We start from the raw sequence: 20,149 nt of genomic DNA, 5'->3' as shown, positions 1-20,149 counted from the left end.
CCGGACGAGGGCGCCGGACTCGGTAACATCTGGCCCCATGTCCCCCACGTTCGTCCTGGTCCACGGCGCCTTCGCCAACTCGTTCTCGTTCGCGCCGCTCCAGGCCGAGCTCGCCCTGCTGGGCCACCGCTCGGCCGCGGTAGACCTGCCCGGGCACGGCTTCGCGGCGACCTACCCGGCCGCGTACCAGGCACCGCAGGACCTCGCGGGCCTGGCGACCGCGCCCGGCAGCATCAAGGGTGTCACCCTCGCCGACAACGCGGCTCGGGTCATCGCGGCTCTCGAGCGCGCCAAGGAGCACGGCCCGGTGATCCTGGTCGGTCACAGCCGGGGTGGCGCCACGCTGACCGCGGTCGGCAACGCCCGTCCGGACCTGATCGACCGCATCGTGTACGTCTCCGCGTGGGCCCCGGTGGACCTCGGAGTGGGCGAGTACTACGCCGAACCCGAGATGGCGTCCGTCGACGCCGGAGTCCTCGCCGGTGTACTGGCAGCCGACCCGGCCGCCGTCGGCCTGCTGCGGGCCAACTTCCGTACCGCGGACCCGGCTGCGCTCGCTGGTCTCAAGGAGGCGTTCCTCGCCGACGGTACCGACGACGAGTTCTTCACCTTCCTCAACACGTTCCAGCCGGACGAGAACCTGGACGCGGGTACGTCGGCAGACCGGGTCCAGGCCGCGACCTGGGGCACGATCCCGAGAACCTACGTGCGGCTCAGCGGCGACACGAGCATCCCGGTCGTGATGCAGGACCGGATGATCCGCGAGGCCGACGCGCTCACCCCGGACAACCGGTACGACGTGCACACCCTCGAGTCCAGTCACCTGCTGTGGCTGGTCCGGCCGCGCCCGGCGGCGGAGCTGCTGGCGGGCCTGGCCGGTTAGCCGCCCGCCCGGAGCAGGCTGCCGGCCCCTACTGAGGTCGGGTGCCGGCGGGTGGGGTGAGGTTGACGTCCGTCCACACCTCGGTCATGTCGACGACGAGGTCGTCGCGCACGGTGATGAACGTCGCGACCTCGAAGTGCTGCAGCCCGCCGTCGGCCGTCCCCGTGACGTGCGCGCGGCCGACAGCGCGCTCTTGGTCGGCGATGCAGTCGAGGAGCCGGAAGTCCTGGAAGCCGGGGTACTCCGCGTTGATCCGCACCCACGAGTCCCGGTCGAACGTCTCGCCGGTGTGCACGTAGAGGCACGAGAACTCGGGATGGAGCAGCGCCGGGAGATCGTCCCACCGGTGCGCGTCGATGACCTCTGCGAGCCGTTCCATCATCTCCTGTGCAGTCATGTGCGCAGGATGCCAGACGCCTCGCGGCGGCTTCCGAGGGCGGCGCTGTCATGGTTCGTCCATGTCCAGCAGGGCCGGGGTGGCGCTGCCTGGTCTCTGCAACGTGCGAGTTGCGGTGAAATGCGCGACGGTATATCACGTCGCGATCTGCGCGGCCCCATGGAGGTGTGCGCGTGACCAAGAACTCACCGACCAACGCTGCTCGGCGTGCTCAGAACAGCGGCGCCTTGCACGCTCTGGCGCGCTGCGGCTACGCCGCCTCGGGCGTGCTGCACGTGCTGGTCGCCTGGCTGGCTGTCCAGCTCGCGCTGGGCCAGCCCGCGGGTCAGGCGGACGAGTCGGGCGCCTTCAGCGCGATCGCCCAGGCGCCCGGCGGTGAGTTCCTGCTCTGGGCGGTAGCCGTGGGTTTCGCCGCGCTCGCGCTGTGGCAGCTCGCGACGGCCGCCCTTGGCGTGCCGGGTGCGGAGAACCAGGCCGGCGCGCGGCTCAAGAGCCTGGCCAAGGGTGTGCTCTACGGAGTCCTGGCGGCCAGCAGTGCCCGGTACGCACAGGGTTCCGGTGGTGGCAGCAGCGAGGAGAGCATGACGGCCGACGTCCTGACCATGCCGGGCGGCCCCTGGCTGGTGGGGATCGTGGGCCTTGTCATCGTCGGCGTCGGTGTGTACCACGTCGTCAAGGGCTGGCGGAAGAAGTTCCTGCGCGACCTCGCCGGGACCGGCAGCGGCTCCGTCGGACCAGTGGTGGTGCGGCTCGGCCAGGTGGGCTACATCGCCAAGGGCATCGCGCTCGGCGTCGTGGGCGGGCTCATCGTGGCTGCCGCGGTGACGACGGACGCGTCGCGGGCGGGCGGGCTCGACGAGGCGCTGCGCACCATGCGCGAGCAGCCGTTCGGTACGGCGCTCCTCCTCGTGATCGGGCTGGGGATCGGTGCGTTCGGTCTCTACGCCTTCGCGCGGGCCCGGTTCGCGCGGCTCTGAGTCCTTGGGCGGAACGCGCAAGGTTTTGATGGCCGGCGACCCGCCCCACGGGCGGGCCGACGGCCGCCGGCTCACCCTCTCAGGAGCTCGTGCACGTCAGGGCCGGCGCCGGTGAGGTGCCGCTGCCGAGCAGGCCGAAGGTCGTGGTGCCGCCGGCTGCGAGCCGTCCGTTCTCGGCCGCGTTCCGGACGACGACCTGGTCGCCCTGCGACGTCGCCGTCCCGTTCCACACCTGGTCCACGCGCTCGCCCGACGAGCGCCAGCTGACGCTCCATGTCGTCGTCGGCGCCTCTCCGGCCCGGACGGTCACCTCGCCCTGGAAGCCGCCGGGCCAGGAGTTCACGGTGCGGTACGTCGCCGTGCAGGCGCCGGTGGGTGTCGGCGTCGTCGACGTCAGGGACGTGAAGAACCGCCAGATCTCTCCGGGCACGTGCGACTGCGACTGCCCGCGGTCCCGGGCGTCCCACTGGTGGTCGCTGTCGTTCGCGATCCACACGACCGGGTAGCCGTCGCGGCACGTGTAGCTGGTCTTGGTGTGCGTCCCGCTGCCCGCGGCGGGCTCCGGTGCCTGCTGCGCCTGGCATCCGTTGTTCCGCAGGAAGCGGTCGCGCAGCGCACGGCCCTGCGAGATGTTCAGGACGCTGTCCGTGACACCGTGGGAGCCGAGGTAGGCGACAGGCTGGGTGCCGCCGGCACAGCCGGACAGCTGGGCACCGTTGAGGACCGCCACCGCGCGGAACACGTCGGCTCGCGCGCAGGCCAGGGCGTTGCTCATGCCGCCGCCGTAGCTGAAGCCGGTAGCGAACCGCTGGCCCGTGTCGATGCAGAACGCGGAGTCGAGGGTGCGCAGCACGTCGTCCACGAATGTGACGTCCCGGCCGTTGGTGTTGGGCCAGGCGTTGTCGATGCCCTGCGGTGCCACGAAGATCGTGCTGTTGCTCGCGAGCGGCTTCAGGCCGTAGAAGCCCTGGTTCACCACGTCCTGCGACGTGCCGTGCCACCAGTGCAGCCCCACGACCAGGCGGTACTGCCGGCTCGGGTCGTAGCCGGCGGGTACGTCGAGGCGGAACGTGCGGGACTGCCCGCCGCTCGTGATGGTGTGGTTGCCGGTGCCGAGGCCTGCGGGCTGGCTGCAGCCTGCGGTGGCGGACGCCGGGGCGGCGTCTTCCGGGAGAGCGGAGGCGGGTGCGTTGAGCCCGCCGAGGACGAGCAGGGCAGCCGAGGCTGCCAGCAGAGCCCGCCAGCCTCGGGACGGAGTGGGGTGTCGCATGGTGTCGCTCCCTTCACCAGGGTCCCCAGCCGCGCTGCCGAGGACGGAATCCGCAGGACGAAGCCCGACGGTGCGGCGAATTTATCGTTAAAGGTCGAGCGGGTTGAAGGAGGTTAAACGGTTCAAGCGCCGGGGTCGGGTACGCGGCAGCGATGATTCCCGCAGCGCCGCGCCGTCCACCGGTCGTCGAGCTCTTCTTCACCCGAATCGGAGAATCATGCGGCTGCTTCTCACCTCCGCAGGCGTCAGGAACGCCAGCATCCACGACGTGCTGCTCGGCCTCCTGGGCCGGCCGGTCGCCGACTGCGACGCCCTCTGCATCCCCACCGCGCTGTACGGGCACCCGGCCGTCGGCCCGGGGCTCAACGCAAGGGACTTCATCACTGGAAAGTCCGACAACATGACCGGACTCGGCTGGAAGTCGGTGGGCGTGCTCGAGCTGACCGCGCTGCCCACTATCGACGAGGAGCTGTGGGTCCCCAAGGTCCGGGACGCGGACGTCCTCCTGGTGGCCGGCGGCGACGCCCTCTATCTGAACCACTGGATGCGGGAGTCCGGGTTCGCGGACCTTCTGCCGTCGCTGACCGAGACGGTCTATGTCGGGATGAGCGCAGGCAGCATGGTGATGACCCCGCGCATCGGGGAGTGGTTCGTCGAGTGGACTCCGCCGTCGGGCGACGACGCCACGCTCGGGATCGTCGACTTCTCGATCTTTCCGCACGTCGACCACCCGATGCTGCCGTACAACTCGATGGCCGCCGCCGAGAAGTGGGCGGCCGGGATCGACGGACCGGCGTACGCGATCGACGACGAGACCGCCCTGGTGGTGGCCGACGGGTCCGTCGAGGTCGTGTCCGAGGGCCACTGGAAGCTTCTTGGCGGCACACTGGCCGGATGAGCGACCCAGTTCTTCGCGCCACCTCCGCCGAGTCCGCGGTCGTGGGCCGGCTGCTGTGGGAGTTCAACGAGGAGTTCTCCTTCGACGGGCCAGGCGCGGACGAGTTCGCCGGCCGTTTCACGAACCTGCTCGACCGCGACGACGTCGTCGTCCTGCTCTCCGGCAGCCGTGACGACCCGACCGGCTTCGCCTTCCTCACGCTGCGCCCGACGCCCTACTACGACGGGCCGCTCGCGCAGCTCGAAGAGCTCTACGTCAAGCCGCACTTGCGCGCCCGCGGCGTCGGCACGGCGCTGCTGAGTGCCGCTGTCGACCTCGTCCGGTCGCGGCACAGCGGCGAGATCCATATCAACGTCGACGAGGTGGACGTGGACACGCGGCGGTTCTACGAGCGACACGGCTTCACCAACATCCAGCCCGGCGAGGACTACCGCATGCTCTGCTACATCCGTGAGCTCTGAGGTTTGCGTGGGTCGGCTTGCGCGGGTCAGACGGTCTCGGAGCGCTTCTGCCGCGCGAACCGTGCAGGCAGGTCGGGCCCGTCCCACACCTGGATCGCGCGCCAGATCGACGCGGCGATCGGTACGGCGAGTATGGCGCCGGTGATGCCGACGAGCACCGTGCCCGCAGTCAGCGCGAACAGAATGACGAGCGGGTGCAGGCGCAGGGTCCGGCCCATGACTATCGGCTGGAGGAAGTCGCCCTCGAGCTGGTTCACGACGACGACGATCGCTACGACGATGAGCGCCTCGACCGGCCCGACCGCGACGAGCGTGACCAGGGCCGCGAGGATGCCGGCCACCGTCGCGCCGACCAGGGGGATGAAGGCGAGCAGGAAGACGAGCACCGACAGCGGGATGACGAGCGGGACCCCGACGATGGCGAGGCCGATCCCGATACCGACGGCGTCGACGAACGCCACGATCGCCGTCCCGCGCACGTAGCCGCCGAGCGTGCGGATCGTTGCGGCGCCGACGCGCTGCCCCCGCTCGTACTGATTGCCCTCGAAGGGCCGCAGCAGGAACTCCCACATCACCGGGCCGTCCTTCAGGAAGAAGAACAGGACGACGATCATGATGAAGAAGCCGGCGACGAAGTCGGCGGTCTGGGAGACCCCCGCAAGGGCACCGGAGCCGAAGGTGTCCGACTGCAGCAGGCCGACGGCGGACTCGCGCACCGACGCGAACTGCTCCTCGCTGATCTCGAACGGCAGATCCTGGATGTAGGTCTGCAGGGAGTCGAAGCCGTCGAGCGCCTGGGCCTGGAGCTGGTCCCACTGGTCCACGACGGCCCGCACGACGAGCCACACGATCCCTGTCAGCAACGCGACCAGCGCCAGGAGCGCGATCCACGTCGCGAGCAGTGACGGCAGACCGCGGCGGCGCAGCAGCGAGACCAGCGGGTAGATCGCCGCCGCCAGCACGAGCGCGATGAGGACGGGGATGACGACGAGGGTCAGGCGTGTGCCCACGAACCCGAAGACGGCGATGACGGCGACGACCGCGAGGATCTGCAACGACCGGGTGCCGACACGGCCGAAGCCGTCGGACCAGAGCCGGGACGCGCCGCTCTCGGCGGGCGCGTCCGCGGCCGGCGGCTGGGGCTCGACGCTCGGGCGGGCGGAGCGCGGTGTGCGGCGGCCGAAGAGTCCCATCGCCTGTCCTCCTTGTGCTGAGATCCGGCGTGTGCCGGATGTGCCGACGCTATTGCGGTCAGGCTCAAGTCGCGCGGCGGCACGCGCGTCGCCGCACGCTGCACATTCATCCTTGAGCGAGCGATGAGTTCGGTGCGGTTACCACGGTCAGTGGTCTGGGCACGACGAACGGAGGTACGCATGGCGGAGGTCGACGACGTTCGGCCGCTGGGCAGCAGCCTGGAACGTTCCTATGAGGTGTACGTACGTGGCCGGCTGATGTTCCGCGTCGGCCAGATCGTCTATGTGGCGTTCTCGCTCGACGAGTCGGTGATGGGCTTCGCGTTCCCCAAGGAGGAGCGGGCGGACTTCGTCGCGAGCGATCCGCGCAAGTTCCAGCTGCCCTCGGCGTCGGACATGCGCTTCAACTGGTAACCCCGAGGTTCACCCAGTCTGGCTGGGCACTACACCTGCATGTCGACGAACCGCTGGTAGTGCCCCTGGAACGCCACGGTGATCACGTCGGTCGGGCCGTTACGGTGCTTGGCGATGATGAAGTCCGCCTCGCCGGCGCGGGGTGACTCCTTCTCGTAGGCGTCCTCGCGGTGGAGCAGGATCACGACGTCGGCGTCCTGCTCGATCGATCCCGACTCACGAAGGTCCGACATCTGCGGCTTCTTGTCGCTGCGCTGCTCGGCGCCACGGTTCAGCTGCGAGATGGCGATGACCGGCACCTCGAGCTCCTTCGCGAGCAGCTTGAGCGAACGCGAGAACTCGGAGACCTCTTGCTGACGCGACTCGACACGCTTGCCGGACGACATCAGCTGGAGGTAGTCGATGACCACGAGCTTGAGGTCGTGCTTCTGCTTGAGCCGCCGGCACTTCGCGCGGATCTCCATCAGCGACATGTTCGGCGAGTCGTCGATGAACAGCGGGGCGTCCGACACCTTGCCCATGGTGGCGGCGAGCTTCTGCCAGTCGCCGTCGTCCATGTTGCCGCTACGCATCTTGGTCAGCGGGACCCGGGCCTCGGCCGCGAGCATACGCATGACGATCTCGTTGCGGCTCATCTCCAGGGAGAAGATGACGGCTGCCTGGTTGTGGTGGATGGCCGCATGAGAAGCGACGTTGATTCCCAGCACCGACTTGCCCACGGCCGGCCTGGCCGCCACGACGATCATCTGGCCGCCGTGCAGGCCGTTCGTCAGGCGGTCGAAGTCCGAGTACCCCGTCGGCACACCGGTGAGTCCCTCGCCACGGCCCTGGGCGGCGTCGATCTCGTCGAAGGTCGGCCCGATGATGTCGGCCAGCGGCAGGTAGTCCTCCGACGCCCGACGCTCGGTCACCGCGTAGACCTCGGCCTGCGCGTTGTTGACGACGTCGTCGACCTCGCCGCCGTCGGTGGCGTAACCCATCTGCACGATGCGTGTGCCGGCCTCGACGAGGCGGCGCATGATCGCGCGCTCGCGGACGATTCGCGCGTAGTAGCCCGCGTTCGCCGCCGTCGGTACGCCGGCCATGAGGTCGTGCAGGTACGGCGCACCGCCGACGCGCGCGTGCTCACCGCGGCGCTGGAGCTCGGCGAGCACCGTGATGGCGTCGGCCGGCTCGCCACGACCGTAGAGGTCGATGATCGCGTCGTAGATCGCCTCGTGCGCCGGCCGGTAGAAGTCGTTGCCGCGGATCTGCTCGATCACGTCGGCGATCGCGTCCTTGGACAGGAGCATGCCGCCCAGCACGCTCATCTCCGCGGCGATGTCCTGCGGCGGGGTGCGATCGAGGCCCGGCCGTCCCGAATAGCTCGACTCCAGCTCCTCGACCGACATCCGCACCTCCTGCTTTCCACGTCTCATGACATCTTGGCGCACGCTGCGCGTGTGCTCGACCGACGTCCTACACCTGTTCTACTCCTCGCCACCCACACGCCCCGGGACTTCGGGGCCGACACGCCTTTGTGTCGTGTGTGACAGCCGCACCCCGGCTGGCCAGCGGGTGGGTCCCGCTGACGCTAAGCCCCTGCGGACCCGAACGCAATGAGACCTGTGGACGAGCCTGTGCACATCCATGTGGAAAGGTGGCCCAGGGCTGTGCACAGTGGGTGGACAACCCTGTCCCCAGTTGTGGATAACCCCTGTGTAAAACATCACCATCCCCTCTGACCTGCATCAACGTAACCCCCAGCCTGTGGAGGAAAGAAAGTTGGGCGAGCCGCGCCACACTCCGGACTTTCGGCGGTCCATCGACCGGGAGATCCTCGCCCTCGCGGTACCTGCCCTCGGGGCGCTCGTCGCCGAACCCGTCTTCGTGCTTGTGGACAGCGCAGTGGTGGGGCATCTCGGCACGGCCCAGCTCGCAGGTCTCTCGCTCGCGAGCAACGTACTGCTGACCCTCGTGGGGCTGTGCATCTTCCTCGCGTACACGACCACCGCGTCGGTGGCCCGGCTCACCGGTGCCGGCAAGGAGCGGGAGGCGCTGCAGTCCGGCATCGACGGGATGTGGCTCGCGCTCGGGATCGGCGCCGTCCTCGTCGCTGTCCTGCTGCTCGCCGCCCCGCTGACGGTGACCGCCCTGGGCGCGCACGGCGACGTCGCGCAGCACGCCGTGACCTACCTGCGCTGGTCGGCGCCCGGCCTCGCCGGGATGCTCGTGGTCCAGGCCGCGACCGGCGTCCTCCGCGGCCTGCGCGACACGCGTACCCCGCTGGTCGTCGCAGCCTCCGGCGCGCTGCTCAACGTGGGCCTGAACTTCGCGCTCGTCTACGGCGCCGGGATGGGGATCGCCGGATCCGGGCTGGGGACGGCCATCACCCAGATCCTCATGGCCGTGGTGCTCGGGGTAATCGTGGTGCGGGGCGCACGGGCCCGCGGGTCGAGCCTGCGTCCGCACCGGGCGGGCATCCTCTCGGGAGCCCGGGCCGGTGTGCCGCTGGTGATCCGCACCCTCAGCCTGCGCGCCGCGATCCTGCTCACCGTGATCGTGGCGACCGATCTCGGTGCCGTCGCGCTCGCCGGGCACCAGGTCGTGAGCTCGCTGTGGGGACTTGCCGCGTTCGCGCTCGACGCGCTCGCCATCGCGGCGCAGGCCCTGGTCGGCCACGGGCTCGGCGCCGGCGACGTCGGGCACGTGCGGCTCGTGCTGCGTCGCTGCCTGCAGTGGGGCGTCGGCGCCGGGGCGGTGATCGGCCTGGTCCTGGCGGCGACCGGCTGGTGGATCGCGCCACTGTTCTCGCCCGATCCCGACGTACGCGTAGCGATCGCCCTCGGCATCGCCGTCTGCGGCGTGCTCATGCCGATGGCGGGCTGGGTCTTCGTGCTGGACGGCGTCCTCATCGGCGCGGGCGACGGCCGCTACCTGGCCTGGGCCGGCATGGCGACGCTCGTGGTCTACGTCCCGTTCGCGCTCGCGGTCTCCGCCTGGGGGCCAGAGGGCGCACGGGGCCTCGCCTGGCTCTGGCTCGCGTTCGCGGGTGTGTTCATGGCCGCGCGTGCCGTCACTACCGGATGGCGTGCGCGGGGTGACCGCTGGCTGGTGACCGGGGCGTGACGACCGCGCGCCCCGGCCTGCCCCTGGGCCTGGCTCCTAGACCCGCACCCTGAGCCGGTAGCCCACGCCGCGCACCGAGGCGACCTCCACGTCACGGACCGGTGCCAGCCGCTTGCGCAGCCGCTTCACCGCCGACGTCACGGGGTCGGAGTCGCCGAGGTACGGCAGCTGCCACACGCGTGCCGTGAGCTCGGCGAACGACCAGACCCGGCCCGCCTCGAGGGCGAGGGTCGCGAGCAGGTCGAACTCCCGCGCCGACAGATACACGCGCCGGCCCAGTGCGATGACCTCCCGTCCGGCCAGGTCCACGAGCAGCGGCCCGGCCACCAGTGGTTCCAGCGTCGGCGGGGCGGTCATCGGGATCGGTCCGCTGACGGCGGGAGCGCTGCCGGCCCGGTCGCGCACGGCACCGGCACCGGTACCGCTGCCGAACGCCGGCTCGGAAACCGAGCCGGCGGCTCGCGCGGCGGCACGGGCCGCCGTGGTGGCTGCCGCGTACCCGGGTTCCAACGGGAGCGGTGCCGGGCCGGTCGCGCGCAGCACCGGCTGTGCCAGCACGCTGCCCGACGCCGGCCGGAACCGTCCACGGCGTCCGGCGGCCCCGGCGTCGGACACACCGGGCAACGGTGCGGGCAGGGCCGAGGACAGCGCTGTCGACCTGCGCTCGGCCGTGACGAGCAGCGGGGCCTCGGTGAGGTTGTCGCTCTCGGGGAAGCGGTCGGCCGGGTGCTCGGGGAGATGCCGGCCGTAGGTCTGGTCCTCCGTCGGACCGGGGTTGTCGTATCGCTCGGGCTGCGCGCCGAGGACGCGCGGGGCGGCGTCGGAGGGGTGCCTCGTCCCCGTCTGGTTGCCCAGGACCGCGCGGGCGCCCTCCGCGTCGGGTGTGGCGAGCACCGTCGCCCGGCCACGGAGCAGATGGGCGATCTCGATGATCTGGTCTGAAGGCAGGCCAACGCAGACGACGAGGCCGGGAGCGGAACCTGGAGCGAAGTCGAGCGTCACGTGCGTCACCCTCCGTGGATGGAGCCGTTCGGGTACTTACCGGGTGGAAACCGGCCAGCGCGCGCCAGTTTGTCCTCGGCCCGTACCAATGAGGTCAATTTTTCGTTACCTGCGCGTTGCGTGCCGGAAATGACACATTCCCGCCCGGTTGGCATTTTTACGCCACAGATCACCCGCAAAGGGTGAATTTTCACCGAAACCGGGTGAAGTTCCGCCCGGGTCGTTGACACGGGCGGTCGCGCCGCCTCCGACCGTGTTTTGACCGAGAAATGACCGACACCTGACCGTGAACGGACCTTGTTGCCCTGACCTGCGCAAACGACGGTTAGGGATGGCCCACGACCGTGGTCCGTCCAAGCGCATCCGGAGTCGTGGATGCGCCGGGTAATGGAGGGTTCATGCATCGTCGAACTGCTCTCGCACGAAGCTCGACAACCGCCACAGCGGTTCTCGCGCTCGTCGCGACATCAGCGCTGAGCGTCGCCCCGGTGGCGTTCGCAGGAACGTCCCCGGCCACAGCGGCGACAACCACGAAGGCCGTGGCGGCCGACCCAGAAGACAAGTTCACCGACTTCGCGAGGGAGATGCTGGCGGAGCGCAAGACCGCCGACTTCTGGGTCGAGATGGCCGACGAGGCGGACCTGACCGACGCCCGGGGCATCACGAACTGGGACGAGCGGGGGCAGCGGGTCTATGACGCTCTCACCAGCACCGCCGAGGCGTCCCAGGCGAGCCTGATCAAGCAGCTCGACGCCGCCGGCGCCGACTACGAGAGCTACTGGATCAGCAACCGGATCCTCGTCCAGGACGGCACGCTGGCGCTGGCAGACAAGCTCGCGAAGAGCGGCGAGGTCCAGCGGATCAGCGAGACGGTCCAGCTCAACCTGGTCGAGCCGGTCAAGCGGACCGACGTCAGCGACAAGGGCACCCTTGCCGTCGAGTGGGGTCTGGACGCCATCAACGCGCCAGAGGTCTGGGAGATGGGCTACACGGGTGAGGGCATCACCGTGTCGAACATCGACACCGGTGCGCAGTACGACCACCCGGCGCTCGCCGACCAGTACCGCGGCAAGCAGGCCGACGGCACGGTCGTGAACGACTACAACTGGCAGGACACCTCCGGCTCGGCCGAGCTGCCGTTCGACGACAACGGCCACGGCACGCACACCATCGGCACCATGGTCGGCGACGACGGCAACGGCAACCAGATCGGTGTCGCTCCCGGCGCCGACTGGATCGCCACGAACGGCTGCGACAGCTGCTCGGACGCCGCCCTGCTCTCGTCCGGGCAGTGGATAGTCGCCCCGACCAAGACCGACGGCAGCGACCCCGACCCGTCGAAGCGGCCCAACGTCGTCAACAACTCGTGGGGCCTGACCGCCGCGGGCAGCATCGACGACTGGTACACCGACACCACCGCGGCCTGGGAGGCCGCGGGCATCTTCGGCACCTGGTCCGCCGGCAACTCCGGCCCCGGCTGCACGACGACGTCGTCCCCCGGCGCCAACACGGGCTCCTACTCGGTCGGCGCGTTCGACGTGAACGGCGCCATCGCCGGCTTCTCGTCCCGCGGCGCCGGCGAGGACGGCCTGGTCAAGCCCAACATCTCGGCCCCCGGCGTGAACGTGCGCTCCTCGGTCCCGGGTGACGGCTACGCCGCCTTCAACGGCACGTCCATGGCGGCCCCGCACCTCGCGGGCGCGGTGGCCCTGCTGTGGAGCGCGGCCCCCGCCCTCATCGGTGACATCGAGGGCACGCAGGCTCTCCTCAACGAGTCCGCCGTCGACACGAACGACACCACCTGCGGTGGTACCGCCGACGACAACAACGTGTGGGGCGAGGGCAAGCTCGACGTCGCCGCACTCATCGACGCCGCCCCGATCGGTGCGACCGGCTACGTCAACGGCACCGTGACCGACGCCGCCGGCACCCCGATCGCCGGGGCCGACGTCACGGTCGACGGCGAGCGGGACCGCACCGTCAGCACCGACGAGGACGGCACCTTCAGCGCGCGCGTCGCCACCGGCGACTACACGGTGTCCGCGTCCGCCTTCGGGTTCCTGCCCTCGACGCCGGCCCCCGCGGCCGTCACCGAGGACGGCACCGTCGACGTGCCGATCACGCTCGAGGCCGCCCCGTCGCACGCCGTGACGGGCACGGTCACCTTCGCAGGCTCCGGTGACCCCGTCGCGGGCGCGCCGGTCAGCCTCGGCAGCCACTTCGAGGACACCACCACCGGCGCGGACGGCACCTTCGCCTTCGCCGACGTCCCCGAGGGCACCTACCCGCTGACCGTGGAGATGGGCGGCTGCGCCTCCACCTACGAGGCCGACGTCGTGGTCGACGGCGCGAAGGACGTGCCCGTCGAGATCACCGCGGTGACCGACGACTTCGGCTACTCCTGCGCCACCTCGACCGGTGACTACCTGCAGGGCGACACCAAGTCCTCGCTCACCGGCGACGATGCGCAGACATCGATCGACCTGCCCTTCGCCTTCCCCTTCTACGGCGAGAGCTACGACACCGCCTTCGTCACCTCCAACGGCCACCTGAACTTCCTGGCCGCCACGACGAGCTACGCGAACGGTGCCATCCCGAGCAGCGCGGCACCCAACGCCGCCCTGTACCCCTTCTGGGACGACCTGCTCATCGACGCTGAGTCGGGCCTCTACACCGGCACGACGACGGTCGACGGCGAGGACGCGTTCGTCCTCGAGTGGCGCAACGTGCGCAAGTACAGCCCCGCCTCCGACCGGCTCAACTTCTCGGTCACCCTCGTCGCCGACGGCACCGCGATCTTCGGCTACGGCGACGTGACCGACACCGATACCGCCAAGGGCAGCTCGGCGTCGATCGGTATCGAGAACGCCACCGGCACCGTGGGCATGCAGTACTCCAGCAACACGGCCGCGATCTCCTCGGGGCTGAACATCACCTACACGGCGCCGGTCCTCGCGTTCCTCGAGGGCACCGTCACCGACCTCAACACGGGTGAGCCTGTCGAGGGCGCGACCGTCACGGCGACCGCCGAGGGTGTCACCCGGACCGCCACGTCGAGCGAGGACGGCACCTACTCGGCCATCGCCCTGCCCGGTGACTACACGGTCGAGGTCACGGCGCCGGACTACGAGTCCGAGTCGGGCGCCGTCACCCTCGAACCGGAGGGCACCGGCACGTTCGACGCGGCGCTCGCCGCGGGCAAGCTCGCCGTCAGCACCGGTTCGATCAGCGCCACGCTCCCGCTGGGCAGCTCCACGACCAAGCGGTTCACGGTGAAGAACGAGGGCACCGCGCCGGCCGAGGTCGAGCTGGTCGGCACCGGTGGTGGCTTCGACATCCTGGGCGCTGAGGGCGCTGCCGTCATCCAGCACCCGCAGGGCGAGGCGACCGTCGCCAAGTCCACGAAGCCGTCGGCGAAGGCCGGCGGTTCGCTCGGTACCTCGGGTTCGCGGCTCCAGGCCGCGGGCAAGGGCACCACGGGCAAGGTCGTGACGCCGGAGTCCATCCCGGTGTCGCCGAACGCCACGACCATCACCCACTCGACGTCGCAGGAGATCGCCGAGCTCAGCTCGGCCTCGTGCGGTGGCCTGGCGGGGACGACGGAGAACCACTTCTTCCGGACGTTCACGCTGAGCGACTTCGGCATCGACGGTGACTTCGACGTCTCGGAGGTCTCCTTCGGGGTGGAGCAGGCGACGGCGCAGACCCTGACCGTCAAGCTCCACACCCTGGACGGCGCACTCACGTTCGCCAACCTGACGCAGATCGGGACGGCCGACGTCGCCATCCCGGCCTCGACCCTGACGATGATCTCGGTGCCCGTGGCGGGCGAGGTGCCGGCCGGCTCCACGCTCGTCGTCGAGATCGTCTCGGCCAACCAGCAGGCGAACGGTGGTGTCTTCTACATCGGGTCCAACGGTGCGGGGCAGAGCGCGCCGTCGTACCTCTCGGCCACCGACTGCTCGCTCCCGGAGCCCGCGACGACGGACTCCATCGGCTGGCCCGACATGCACATCGTCATGAACGTCTCCGGTGACACCGCCGGTGGCGGCAGCATGGACTGGGTGACGACGACCCCTGCCGAGTTCACGCTCGCACCGGGCCAGAGCAAGACCATCACCGCGGCCCTGAACGGTGTGGTGGCCCAGCCGGGTACGTTCACCGGCTCGATCGTGGCCGACGCCGAGACGCCCTACGACGCCCCGTCGGTGGACGTGTCCATGAAGATCAACCCGCCGAAGAGCTGGGGCAAGCTCTCCGGCACCGTGGGCGGCTTCACGCCTGACGGCGTCGTGTCGCTCGGGGACTCGGTGGTCCAGCTCAACGGCCGCTTCTCGACGGTCACCCTGGTGACGGGGGCCGACGGCAAGTACGAGTACTGGTTCGACAAGTCGGAGCGCACCGCGCAGATCATCGCAACGGCCAACGGGTACGTCCCGCAGGTCGGCTCCGCGAAGGTGACGGCGGGTACGAACGTCGTGACCGACTTCGAGCTGGACCCGCTCAAGTAGCGGACCCGCCTGACGTGTCAGACCCCCAGGTCACTCCGGTGACCTGGGGGTCTGACACGTTGCGCGGATTGCGACGGGGTCAGCGCTCTATGTCGCCGCGGATGAAGGCCTCCAGCTGGGCGCGGCCAGCGGTGTCCTCCATCTGCACGGGCGGGGACTTCATGAAGTAGGTGGCCGCGGACAGGATCGGGCCGCCGACGCCGCGGTCCTTCGCGATCTTCGCCGCGCGCACCGCGTCGATGATGATGCCCGCCGAGTTCGGGGAGTCCCAGACCTCGAGCTTGTACTCCAGGCTGAGCGGCACCTCGCCGAACGCGCGGCCCTCGAGGCGCACATACGCCCACTTGCGGTCGTCGAGCCACGCCACGTAGTCCGACGGACCGATGTGTACGTTGCGGTCCTCCTTCTTGCCGGCGAGGGCGCCCGTCAGGTTGGACGTCACGGCCTGCGTCTTGGAGAGCTTCTTCGACTCCAGACGGTCGCGCTGCAGCATGTTCTTGAAGTCCATGTTGCCGCCGACGTTCAGCTGGTAGGTGCGGTCCAGGACGACGCCGCGGTCCTCGAACAGCTTGGCCAGCACGCGGTGCGTGATCGTCGCGCCGACCTGGGACTTGATGTCGTCGCCGACGATCGGCACGCCCGCGTCCTCGAACTTCTTGGCCCACGCGGGGTCGGACGCGATGAAGACGGGGAGGGCGTTCACGAAGGCGACGCCGGCGTCGATCGCGCACTGCGCGTAGAACTTGGCGGCCTCCTCAGAACCCACCGGCAGGTAGCAGACCAGCACGTCGACCTCGGCCTCGCGCAGCGTGGCCACGACGTCGACGGCGTCCTTCGTGGACTCGTCGATCGTGGCGCGGTAGTAGTCGCCGAGGCCGTCGAGCGTGGGGCCGCGCTGGACCGTCACGCCCGTGGGCGGCACGTCGGCGATCTTGATGGTGTTGTTCTCCGACGCGTTGATGGCCTCGGCCAGGTCGAAGCCGACCTTCTTCGCGTCGACGTCGAATGCCGCGACGAACTCGAGGTCCGACACGTGGTAGTCGCCGAACTGCACGTGCATGAGGCCCGGGACGGTGCTCGCCGGGTCGGCGTCACGGTAGTAGGTCACGCCCTGGACCAGGGACGAGGCGCAGTTTCCTACGCCGACGATGCCCACGCGGATGGAGGTCATCCTCGCTCCTTCTTCGTTTGGTCTTGCTGCGATGGGCGGGGCGGCGCCGCAGCACGACCCCGTTCCGTGGAGATGAGGCTGTCGAGCCAGTGCACTTCGCGCTCGACCTTCTCGAGCCCGAACCGCTGGAGCTCGAGTGCGTATTCGTCGAGCCGTGAGCGCGGGTGCGCCGCAGCCTGGCGGTACGCCTCCAGTCGTTCGGTCAGCCGGGTGCGCCGACCTTCGAGGACACGGAGGCGGGTCTCGGCGTCGGTCTGCGCGAAGAGCGCGAACCGGACGTCGAAGTTGTCGTCCTCCCAGGCCGCGGGGCCGGCGGTGGCCAGAACGGTCTGGAGGTGCTCCTTGCCCTCGGCGGTCAGCTCGTAGACGACCCGGCGTCGGCCGAGGGGTTTGGGCTTGGTGGTGCGGCCGGGTATCACCGGCTTGGTAGTCCTGCGTGGCGGGGCCGGCGGCGGGTCGTTCTCCGTCGTCGCGATCAGACCACGCGTGACCAGGGCCTTGAGGGCGGGGTAGAGCGTGCCGTAGGAGAAGGCGCGGAACGAACCGAGCACAAGATTGAGGCGCTTACGGAGCTCGTACCCGTGCAGCGGGGACTCGTTGAGCAGGCCGAGGACGGCGGTCTCCAGCACGTCGGACCGACTGCGCACGGCGGCCTCCTTCCCGAGCTCGACCCTGGTCGTCCGGTCGAATCCTTCTCCCGATCGACGACCCGATGTATCGAGTCGATACATCGAGAGAATAAGCATGCGGATCGTCGTGCGCAATCGGCCGCTCCGATCCCGCCGGCACCAGTTCGTTAGTGGATGAAATGTGAAGCAGGGGCAGACGGACTGGGCTGACCCTGGGGGAAGTGCCTGTGTGCGGGTCCGGTGACCAGTTTCGGGCTATTAGGGCAGGCGGGTGATCCCCTATGGTTTCGGTTTGTCCGCCGTGGCAAGTGTCGACCGCAGGCGACGGGCGCAAGTCGAACCGAGGAAGAGGCTGACGTGTCCAACTGGAGTCCCCCTCCGATCTGGCCGCACACTCCCCGACGGCGGCAGGGAATCTGGAACTACCCCCGCCCTTACCGCACCGGGCTCCGCGCGTGGGTCCCGTCGTGGCGGGTCGTCGTGGGCACGTTCCTGACGGGCACGTCGCTCGTGGCCGGCGTCCTCGTGGCCGGATGGTTCGGGTGGGAAGTGCCGGCCGAGAACCCGGACGTCGGGTCGCAGACGACCACCGTGTACTACTCCGACGGCACGCCCATCGGAAAGTTCGCGGCCCAGGACCGCACGATCATGAAGCTGTCCGAGCTGCCGCCGTCCATCGGGCAGGCGGTGATCTCGTCGGAGGACTCGAAGTTCGAGAGCCACCCGGGCATCGATCTGCTGGGCATCGTCCGCGCGGCGGTCAACAACTTCACGGGCGGTGCGCGGCAGGGCGCCTCCACGCTGACGCAGCAATACGTCGAGAACACCTACTACGTGGCCGGCCAGTCGAGCTACGCCGACAAGCTCCGCGAGCTGGTGCTGGCGCTGAAGGTCGACCGGGACAAGTCGAAGGACCAGATCCTCGAGGGGTATCTCAACACGATCTACCTGGGCAGGGGCGCCTATGGCGTCGAGGCGGCGTCCAAGGCGTATTTCGGTCACTCGGCCAAGGAGATGACGATCTCCCAGGCGGCCTTCCTCGCGGGCATCGTCCCGAACCCGACCTACTGGGATCCCCGGCAGGGTGAGGGCGCGCAGAAGCAGGCTGAGATCCGTTGGAACCGAACCCTGAACCTGATGCTGGAGAACGGCTACATCACCAAGGAGGACCGGGACAGCGCACAGTTCCCGAAGCTCCAGGAGTACAAGCAGGGTTCGGGAGACAGCCGGACCGCATACCTGCTGGAGCAGGTGGCGAGGGAGCTCGCCCAGCCAACCTCCGATGGCGGCGCCGGCATCTCCGAGGATCAGCTGACGAAGCGCGGCTACGAGATCCACACGTCGATCGACCGCAAGATGCAGGCCGCTGCCTACGAGACGATGGAGCTGCCCGAGGACGCGGACGACTCCACTCGTGCGTCACTGACGTCGATCGACCCGCAGACCGGCGAGATCAAGGCGATGTACGGCGGGCCGAACTATTCGGACTACCCGACCAACGCCGCGACCTTCCGAGCGCAGGGCGCCTCGACGTTCAAGCCGTTCACGCTGATCGGTGCGCTGCGGGAGGACATCCCGCTCACCAAGAAGTACGACAGCACGGACGGCATGACCATCGAGGGCTGGAAGACCGACACCGACGGCCCGGACGTCCCGCTGAGCAACTTCGACAACAAGTCGTACGGGTGGATCGACCTCGCGGACGCGACGGCGCAGTCGGTCAACGTGGTGTACGGCCAGCTCAACAAGGAGATCGGGCCGGACAAGACGGCTCAGGTGGCCTACGACCTGGGCATCCCGCGACCTGACGACAACGCAGAGACGAACGACTGCTGCGTCATCAGGAACAACCTGGCGAACGTGCTCGGCACGGACTACGTCACCAACGTCGACCTCGCCCACGCCTACTCGACGATCGCCGCGCAGGGTTACCGCACCACGCCGCACCTGGTGACCGAGGTGAGAAGGGGCGACGAGGTCGTCGACAAGGGCGACACCACCCGTGAGAAGGAGTTCGAGCCCGACGTGATGGCCGCCACGACGTACGCGCTGGAGAAGGTGGTCGAGGAGGGGTCCGGCATAGAAGCGCAGAAGCTCGTGGGCCCCGACGGCGTGACCCGCCGCCCGGCGGCGGGCAAGACCGGCTCGTCGCAGCAGACCGAGTCGGCGTGGTTCGCCGGCTTCGTGCCCCAGCTCACCACGGTGGTCGGCCTGTACCAGTACGACATCGAGAAGAACACCTACGAGCAGGTCCAGCCGTTCGGCGGCTACGAGTGGATGACCGGTGGCTCCTGGCCCGCCAAGGCGTGGACCGAATACATGAACAAGGCGACCGCGGGCATGGAGATCGAGCAGTTCCCGGAGTACACGCCGCCCGCCCCGGTAGCGCCGCCGTCGCCGTCGTCCTCTCCTTCGCCCTCCCAGTCGGAGGAGCCGGAGGTGGAGATGGTCGTCGTACCCGACAACCTCGTCGGCGAGCAGTACCCCAACGCCGCCTCGGCGCTCGCCGGTCTGGATCTCGTGCCCGCGCAGGTGGGGGTGGACAGCGACCAGCCGGCCGGCACCGTGCTCGACGTGGCCCAGGCCGGCCAGGAGGTCGAGGTCCGCACCACCATCCAGGTCCAGGTCTCGAACGGATCTGCCGCCGAGGAGGAGACCACCACGGTGCCCTTCGGCCTGACGGGCCAGGATCAGGGCTCCGCAGAGGGGCAGCTGCAGGCCGCCGAGCTGACGCCGGTCGTCCAGGAGCAGCCGTCCGACACCGTGCCGGAGGGCCGGGTGATCTCGGTCAACCCCGGCGAGGGGCAGGAGGTGCCGGTGGGCAGCGAGGTGACGCTCGTCGTCTCGACCGGGCCTCCGGAGGGCGGCGGGGACCCGTCCGATGATCCGTCCGGTGGCGACGGAGGCGGGATCTTCGGGTAGCTCGCGACCTGCGGGGACGGGCTCGGCCGACGCCGGCCGAGCCCGCCGTCGGGCCGGGTGAAATGCAGTTGATACCGCCGCTTGAACACGGTGCGTACACAGAGAAACCGCGTTTGTACTACTTGCCGCGAACATCGATCCTCTATCGTTTCCTCGGCCCAGTGCGATCACTGGACCGATACGAGGAACGAGGAAGACGTGGCGAACAGGAGTCCATCTCCGATCTGGCCGCAAACTCCCCGACGACGGCGGGGTGTCTGGAACTACCCGCGGCCGTACCGCACGGGGATCCGCGCCTGGGTCCCGTCGTGGC

The 20,149-nt window shown here is 69.5% G+C and carries 16 protein-coding genes; 9 read left to right on the top strand and 7 right to left on the bottom strand.

Features of this window, described 5'->3' with window-relative positions:
* The first annotated feature begins 37 nt into the window (after positions 1–37).
* Positions 38–883 (top strand): alpha/beta fold hydrolase, encoded by an 846-nt coding sequence (locus tag ACFO6V_RS14905; protein WP_377136569.1) that lies wholly within the window; start codon positions 38–40, stop codon positions 881–883.
* Between the two features lie 28 nt (positions 884–911).
* Here ACFO6V_RS14905 and ACFO6V_RS14900 read toward each other — a convergent pair whose 3' ends face one another.
* Positions 912–1,280 (bottom strand): nuclear transport factor 2 family protein, encoded by a 369-nt coding sequence (locus ACFO6V_RS14900; protein ID WP_377136568.1) that lies wholly within the window; start codon positions 1,278–1,280, stop codon positions 912–914.
* A gap of 173 nt (positions 1,281–1,453) precedes the next feature.
* Here ACFO6V_RS14900 and ACFO6V_RS14895 point away from each other — a divergent pair, with 173 nt between their 5' ends.
* Positions 1,454–2,257: a DUF1206 domain-containing protein gene (locus ACFO6V_RS14895; RefSeq protein ID WP_377136567.1), complete on the top strand. Its 804-nt coding sequence runs from the start codon at positions 1,454–1,456 to the stop codon at positions 2,255–2,257.
* Positions 2,258–2,336: 79 nt separating this feature from the next.
* Here ACFO6V_RS14895 and ACFO6V_RS14890 read toward each other — a convergent pair whose 3' ends face one another.
* Positions 2,337–3,470 (bottom strand): CE1 family esterase, encoded by a 1,134-nt coding sequence (locus ACFO6V_RS14890; protein WP_377136622.1) that lies wholly within the window; start codon positions 3,468–3,470, stop codon positions 2,337–2,339.
* On the opposite strand from ACFO6V_RS14890, the gene ACFO6V_RS14885 reads away from it, so the two are divergent.
* From ACFO6V_RS14885 to ACFO6V_RS14875, 3 genes are all read left to right on the top strand, one after another.
* Entirely contained in the window at positions 3,352–3,618 is a 267-nt protein-coding gene (locus ACFO6V_RS14885) for a hypothetical protein (RefSeq protein ID WP_377136621.1), read from the top strand. The two genes, ACFO6V_RS14890 and ACFO6V_RS14885, sit on opposite strands and share 119 nt — an antisense overlap.
* 126 nt (positions 3,619–3,744) lie before the next feature.
* Positions 3,745–4,425: a Type 1 glutamine amidotransferase-like domain-containing protein gene (locus ACFO6V_RS14880; protein WP_377136566.1), complete on the top strand. Its 681-nt coding sequence runs from the start codon at positions 3,745–3,747 to the stop codon at positions 4,423–4,425.
* A complete protein-coding gene (locus tag ACFO6V_RS14875; RefSeq protein ID WP_377136565.1) occupies positions 4,422–4,886 on the top strand; it encodes a GNAT family N-acetyltransferase in 465 nt (154 codons plus the stop codon). The genes ACFO6V_RS14880 and ACFO6V_RS14875 overlap by 4 nt, the downstream gene beginning before the upstream one ends.
* 26 nt (positions 4,887–4,912) lie before the next feature.
* Here ACFO6V_RS14875 and ACFO6V_RS14870 read toward each other — a convergent pair whose 3' ends face one another.
* Complete coding sequence (locus ACFO6V_RS14870) at positions 4,913–6,079, bottom strand: AI-2E family transporter (protein WP_377136564.1); 1,167 nt, start codon at positions 6,077–6,079, stop codon at positions 4,913–4,915.
* 180 nt (positions 6,080–6,259) lie between these two features.
* On the opposite strand from ACFO6V_RS14870, the gene ACFO6V_RS14865 reads away from it, so the two are divergent.
* Complete coding sequence (locus tag ACFO6V_RS14865; protein WP_377136563.1) at positions 6,260–6,493, top strand: hypothetical protein; 234 nt, start codon at positions 6,260–6,262, stop codon at positions 6,491–6,493.
* A 29-nt stretch (positions 6,494–6,522) separates the two neighbouring features.
* On the opposite strand, the gene dnaB is transcribed toward ACFO6V_RS14865, so the two are convergent.
* Complete coding sequence (gene dnaB / locus ACFO6V_RS14860) at positions 6,523–7,884, bottom strand: replicative DNA helicase (RefSeq protein WP_357456447.1); 1,362 nt, start codon at positions 7,882–7,884, stop codon at positions 6,523–6,525.
* Positions 7,885–8,257: 373 nt separating this feature from the next.
* On the opposite strand from dnaB, the gene ACFO6V_RS14855 reads away from it, so the two are divergent.
* Positions 8,258–9,601, top strand: a complete 1,344-nt coding sequence (locus tag ACFO6V_RS14855; protein WP_377136562.1) for an MATE family efflux transporter — start codon at positions 8,258–8,260, stop codon at positions 9,599–9,601.
* 36 nt (positions 9,602–9,637) lie between these two features.
* On the opposite strand, the gene ACFO6V_RS14850 is transcribed toward ACFO6V_RS14855, so the two are convergent.
* Positions 9,638–10,603 (bottom strand): winged helix-turn-helix domain-containing protein, encoded by a 966-nt coding sequence (locus tag ACFO6V_RS14850; protein WP_377136561.1) that lies wholly within the window; start codon positions 10,601–10,603, stop codon positions 9,638–9,640.
* Between the two features lie 398 nt (positions 10,604–11,001).
* Here ACFO6V_RS14850 and ACFO6V_RS14845 point away from each other — a divergent pair, with 398 nt between their 5' ends.
* The gene (locus ACFO6V_RS14845) at positions 11,002–15,114 is read left to right on the top strand and encodes a carboxypeptidase regulatory-like domain-containing protein (RefSeq protein WP_377136560.1); all 4,113 of its coding nucleotides are present in this window, start codon (positions 11,002–11,004) and stop codon (positions 15,112–15,114) included.
* A gap of 79 nt (positions 15,115–15,193) precedes the next feature.
* Here the strand turns inward: ACFO6V_RS14845 and ACFO6V_RS14840 are convergent, their stop codons facing one another.
* On the bottom strand, positions 15,194–16,285 hold the full coding sequence (locus tag ACFO6V_RS14840; RefSeq protein ID WP_377136559.1) for an inositol-3-phosphate synthase: 1,092 nt from the start codon (positions 16,283–16,285) through the stop codon (positions 15,194–15,196).
* Positions 16,282–16,932 carry a PadR family transcriptional regulator gene (locus ACFO6V_RS14835; RefSeq protein WP_377136558.1) on the bottom strand — a complete coding sequence of 217 codons (651 nt, stop codon included), beginning with the start codon at positions 16,930–16,932 and terminating at the stop codon, positions 16,282–16,284. The genes ACFO6V_RS14840 and ACFO6V_RS14835 overlap by 4 nt, the downstream gene beginning before the upstream one ends.
* Before the next feature lie 339 nt (positions 16,933–17,271).
* Here ACFO6V_RS14835 and ACFO6V_RS14830 point away from each other — a divergent pair, with 339 nt between their 5' ends.
* A complete protein-coding gene (locus ACFO6V_RS14830; protein ID WP_377136557.1) occupies positions 17,272–19,836 on the top strand; it encodes a transglycosylase domain-containing protein in 2,565 nt (854 codons plus the stop codon).
* The last annotated feature ends 313 nt before the right edge of the window (positions 19,837–20,149 follow it).

The sequence above is a fragment of the Promicromonospora alba genome, from assembly GCF_042654905.1.
Taxonomy (GTDB): Bacteria; Actinomycetota; Actinomycetes; order Actinomycetales; family Cellulomonadaceae; genus Promicromonospora; species Promicromonospora alba.
The sequence above is the reverse complement of the archived record's forward strand: the minus strand, read 5'-3'. Positions and strand labels throughout refer to the sequence as shown.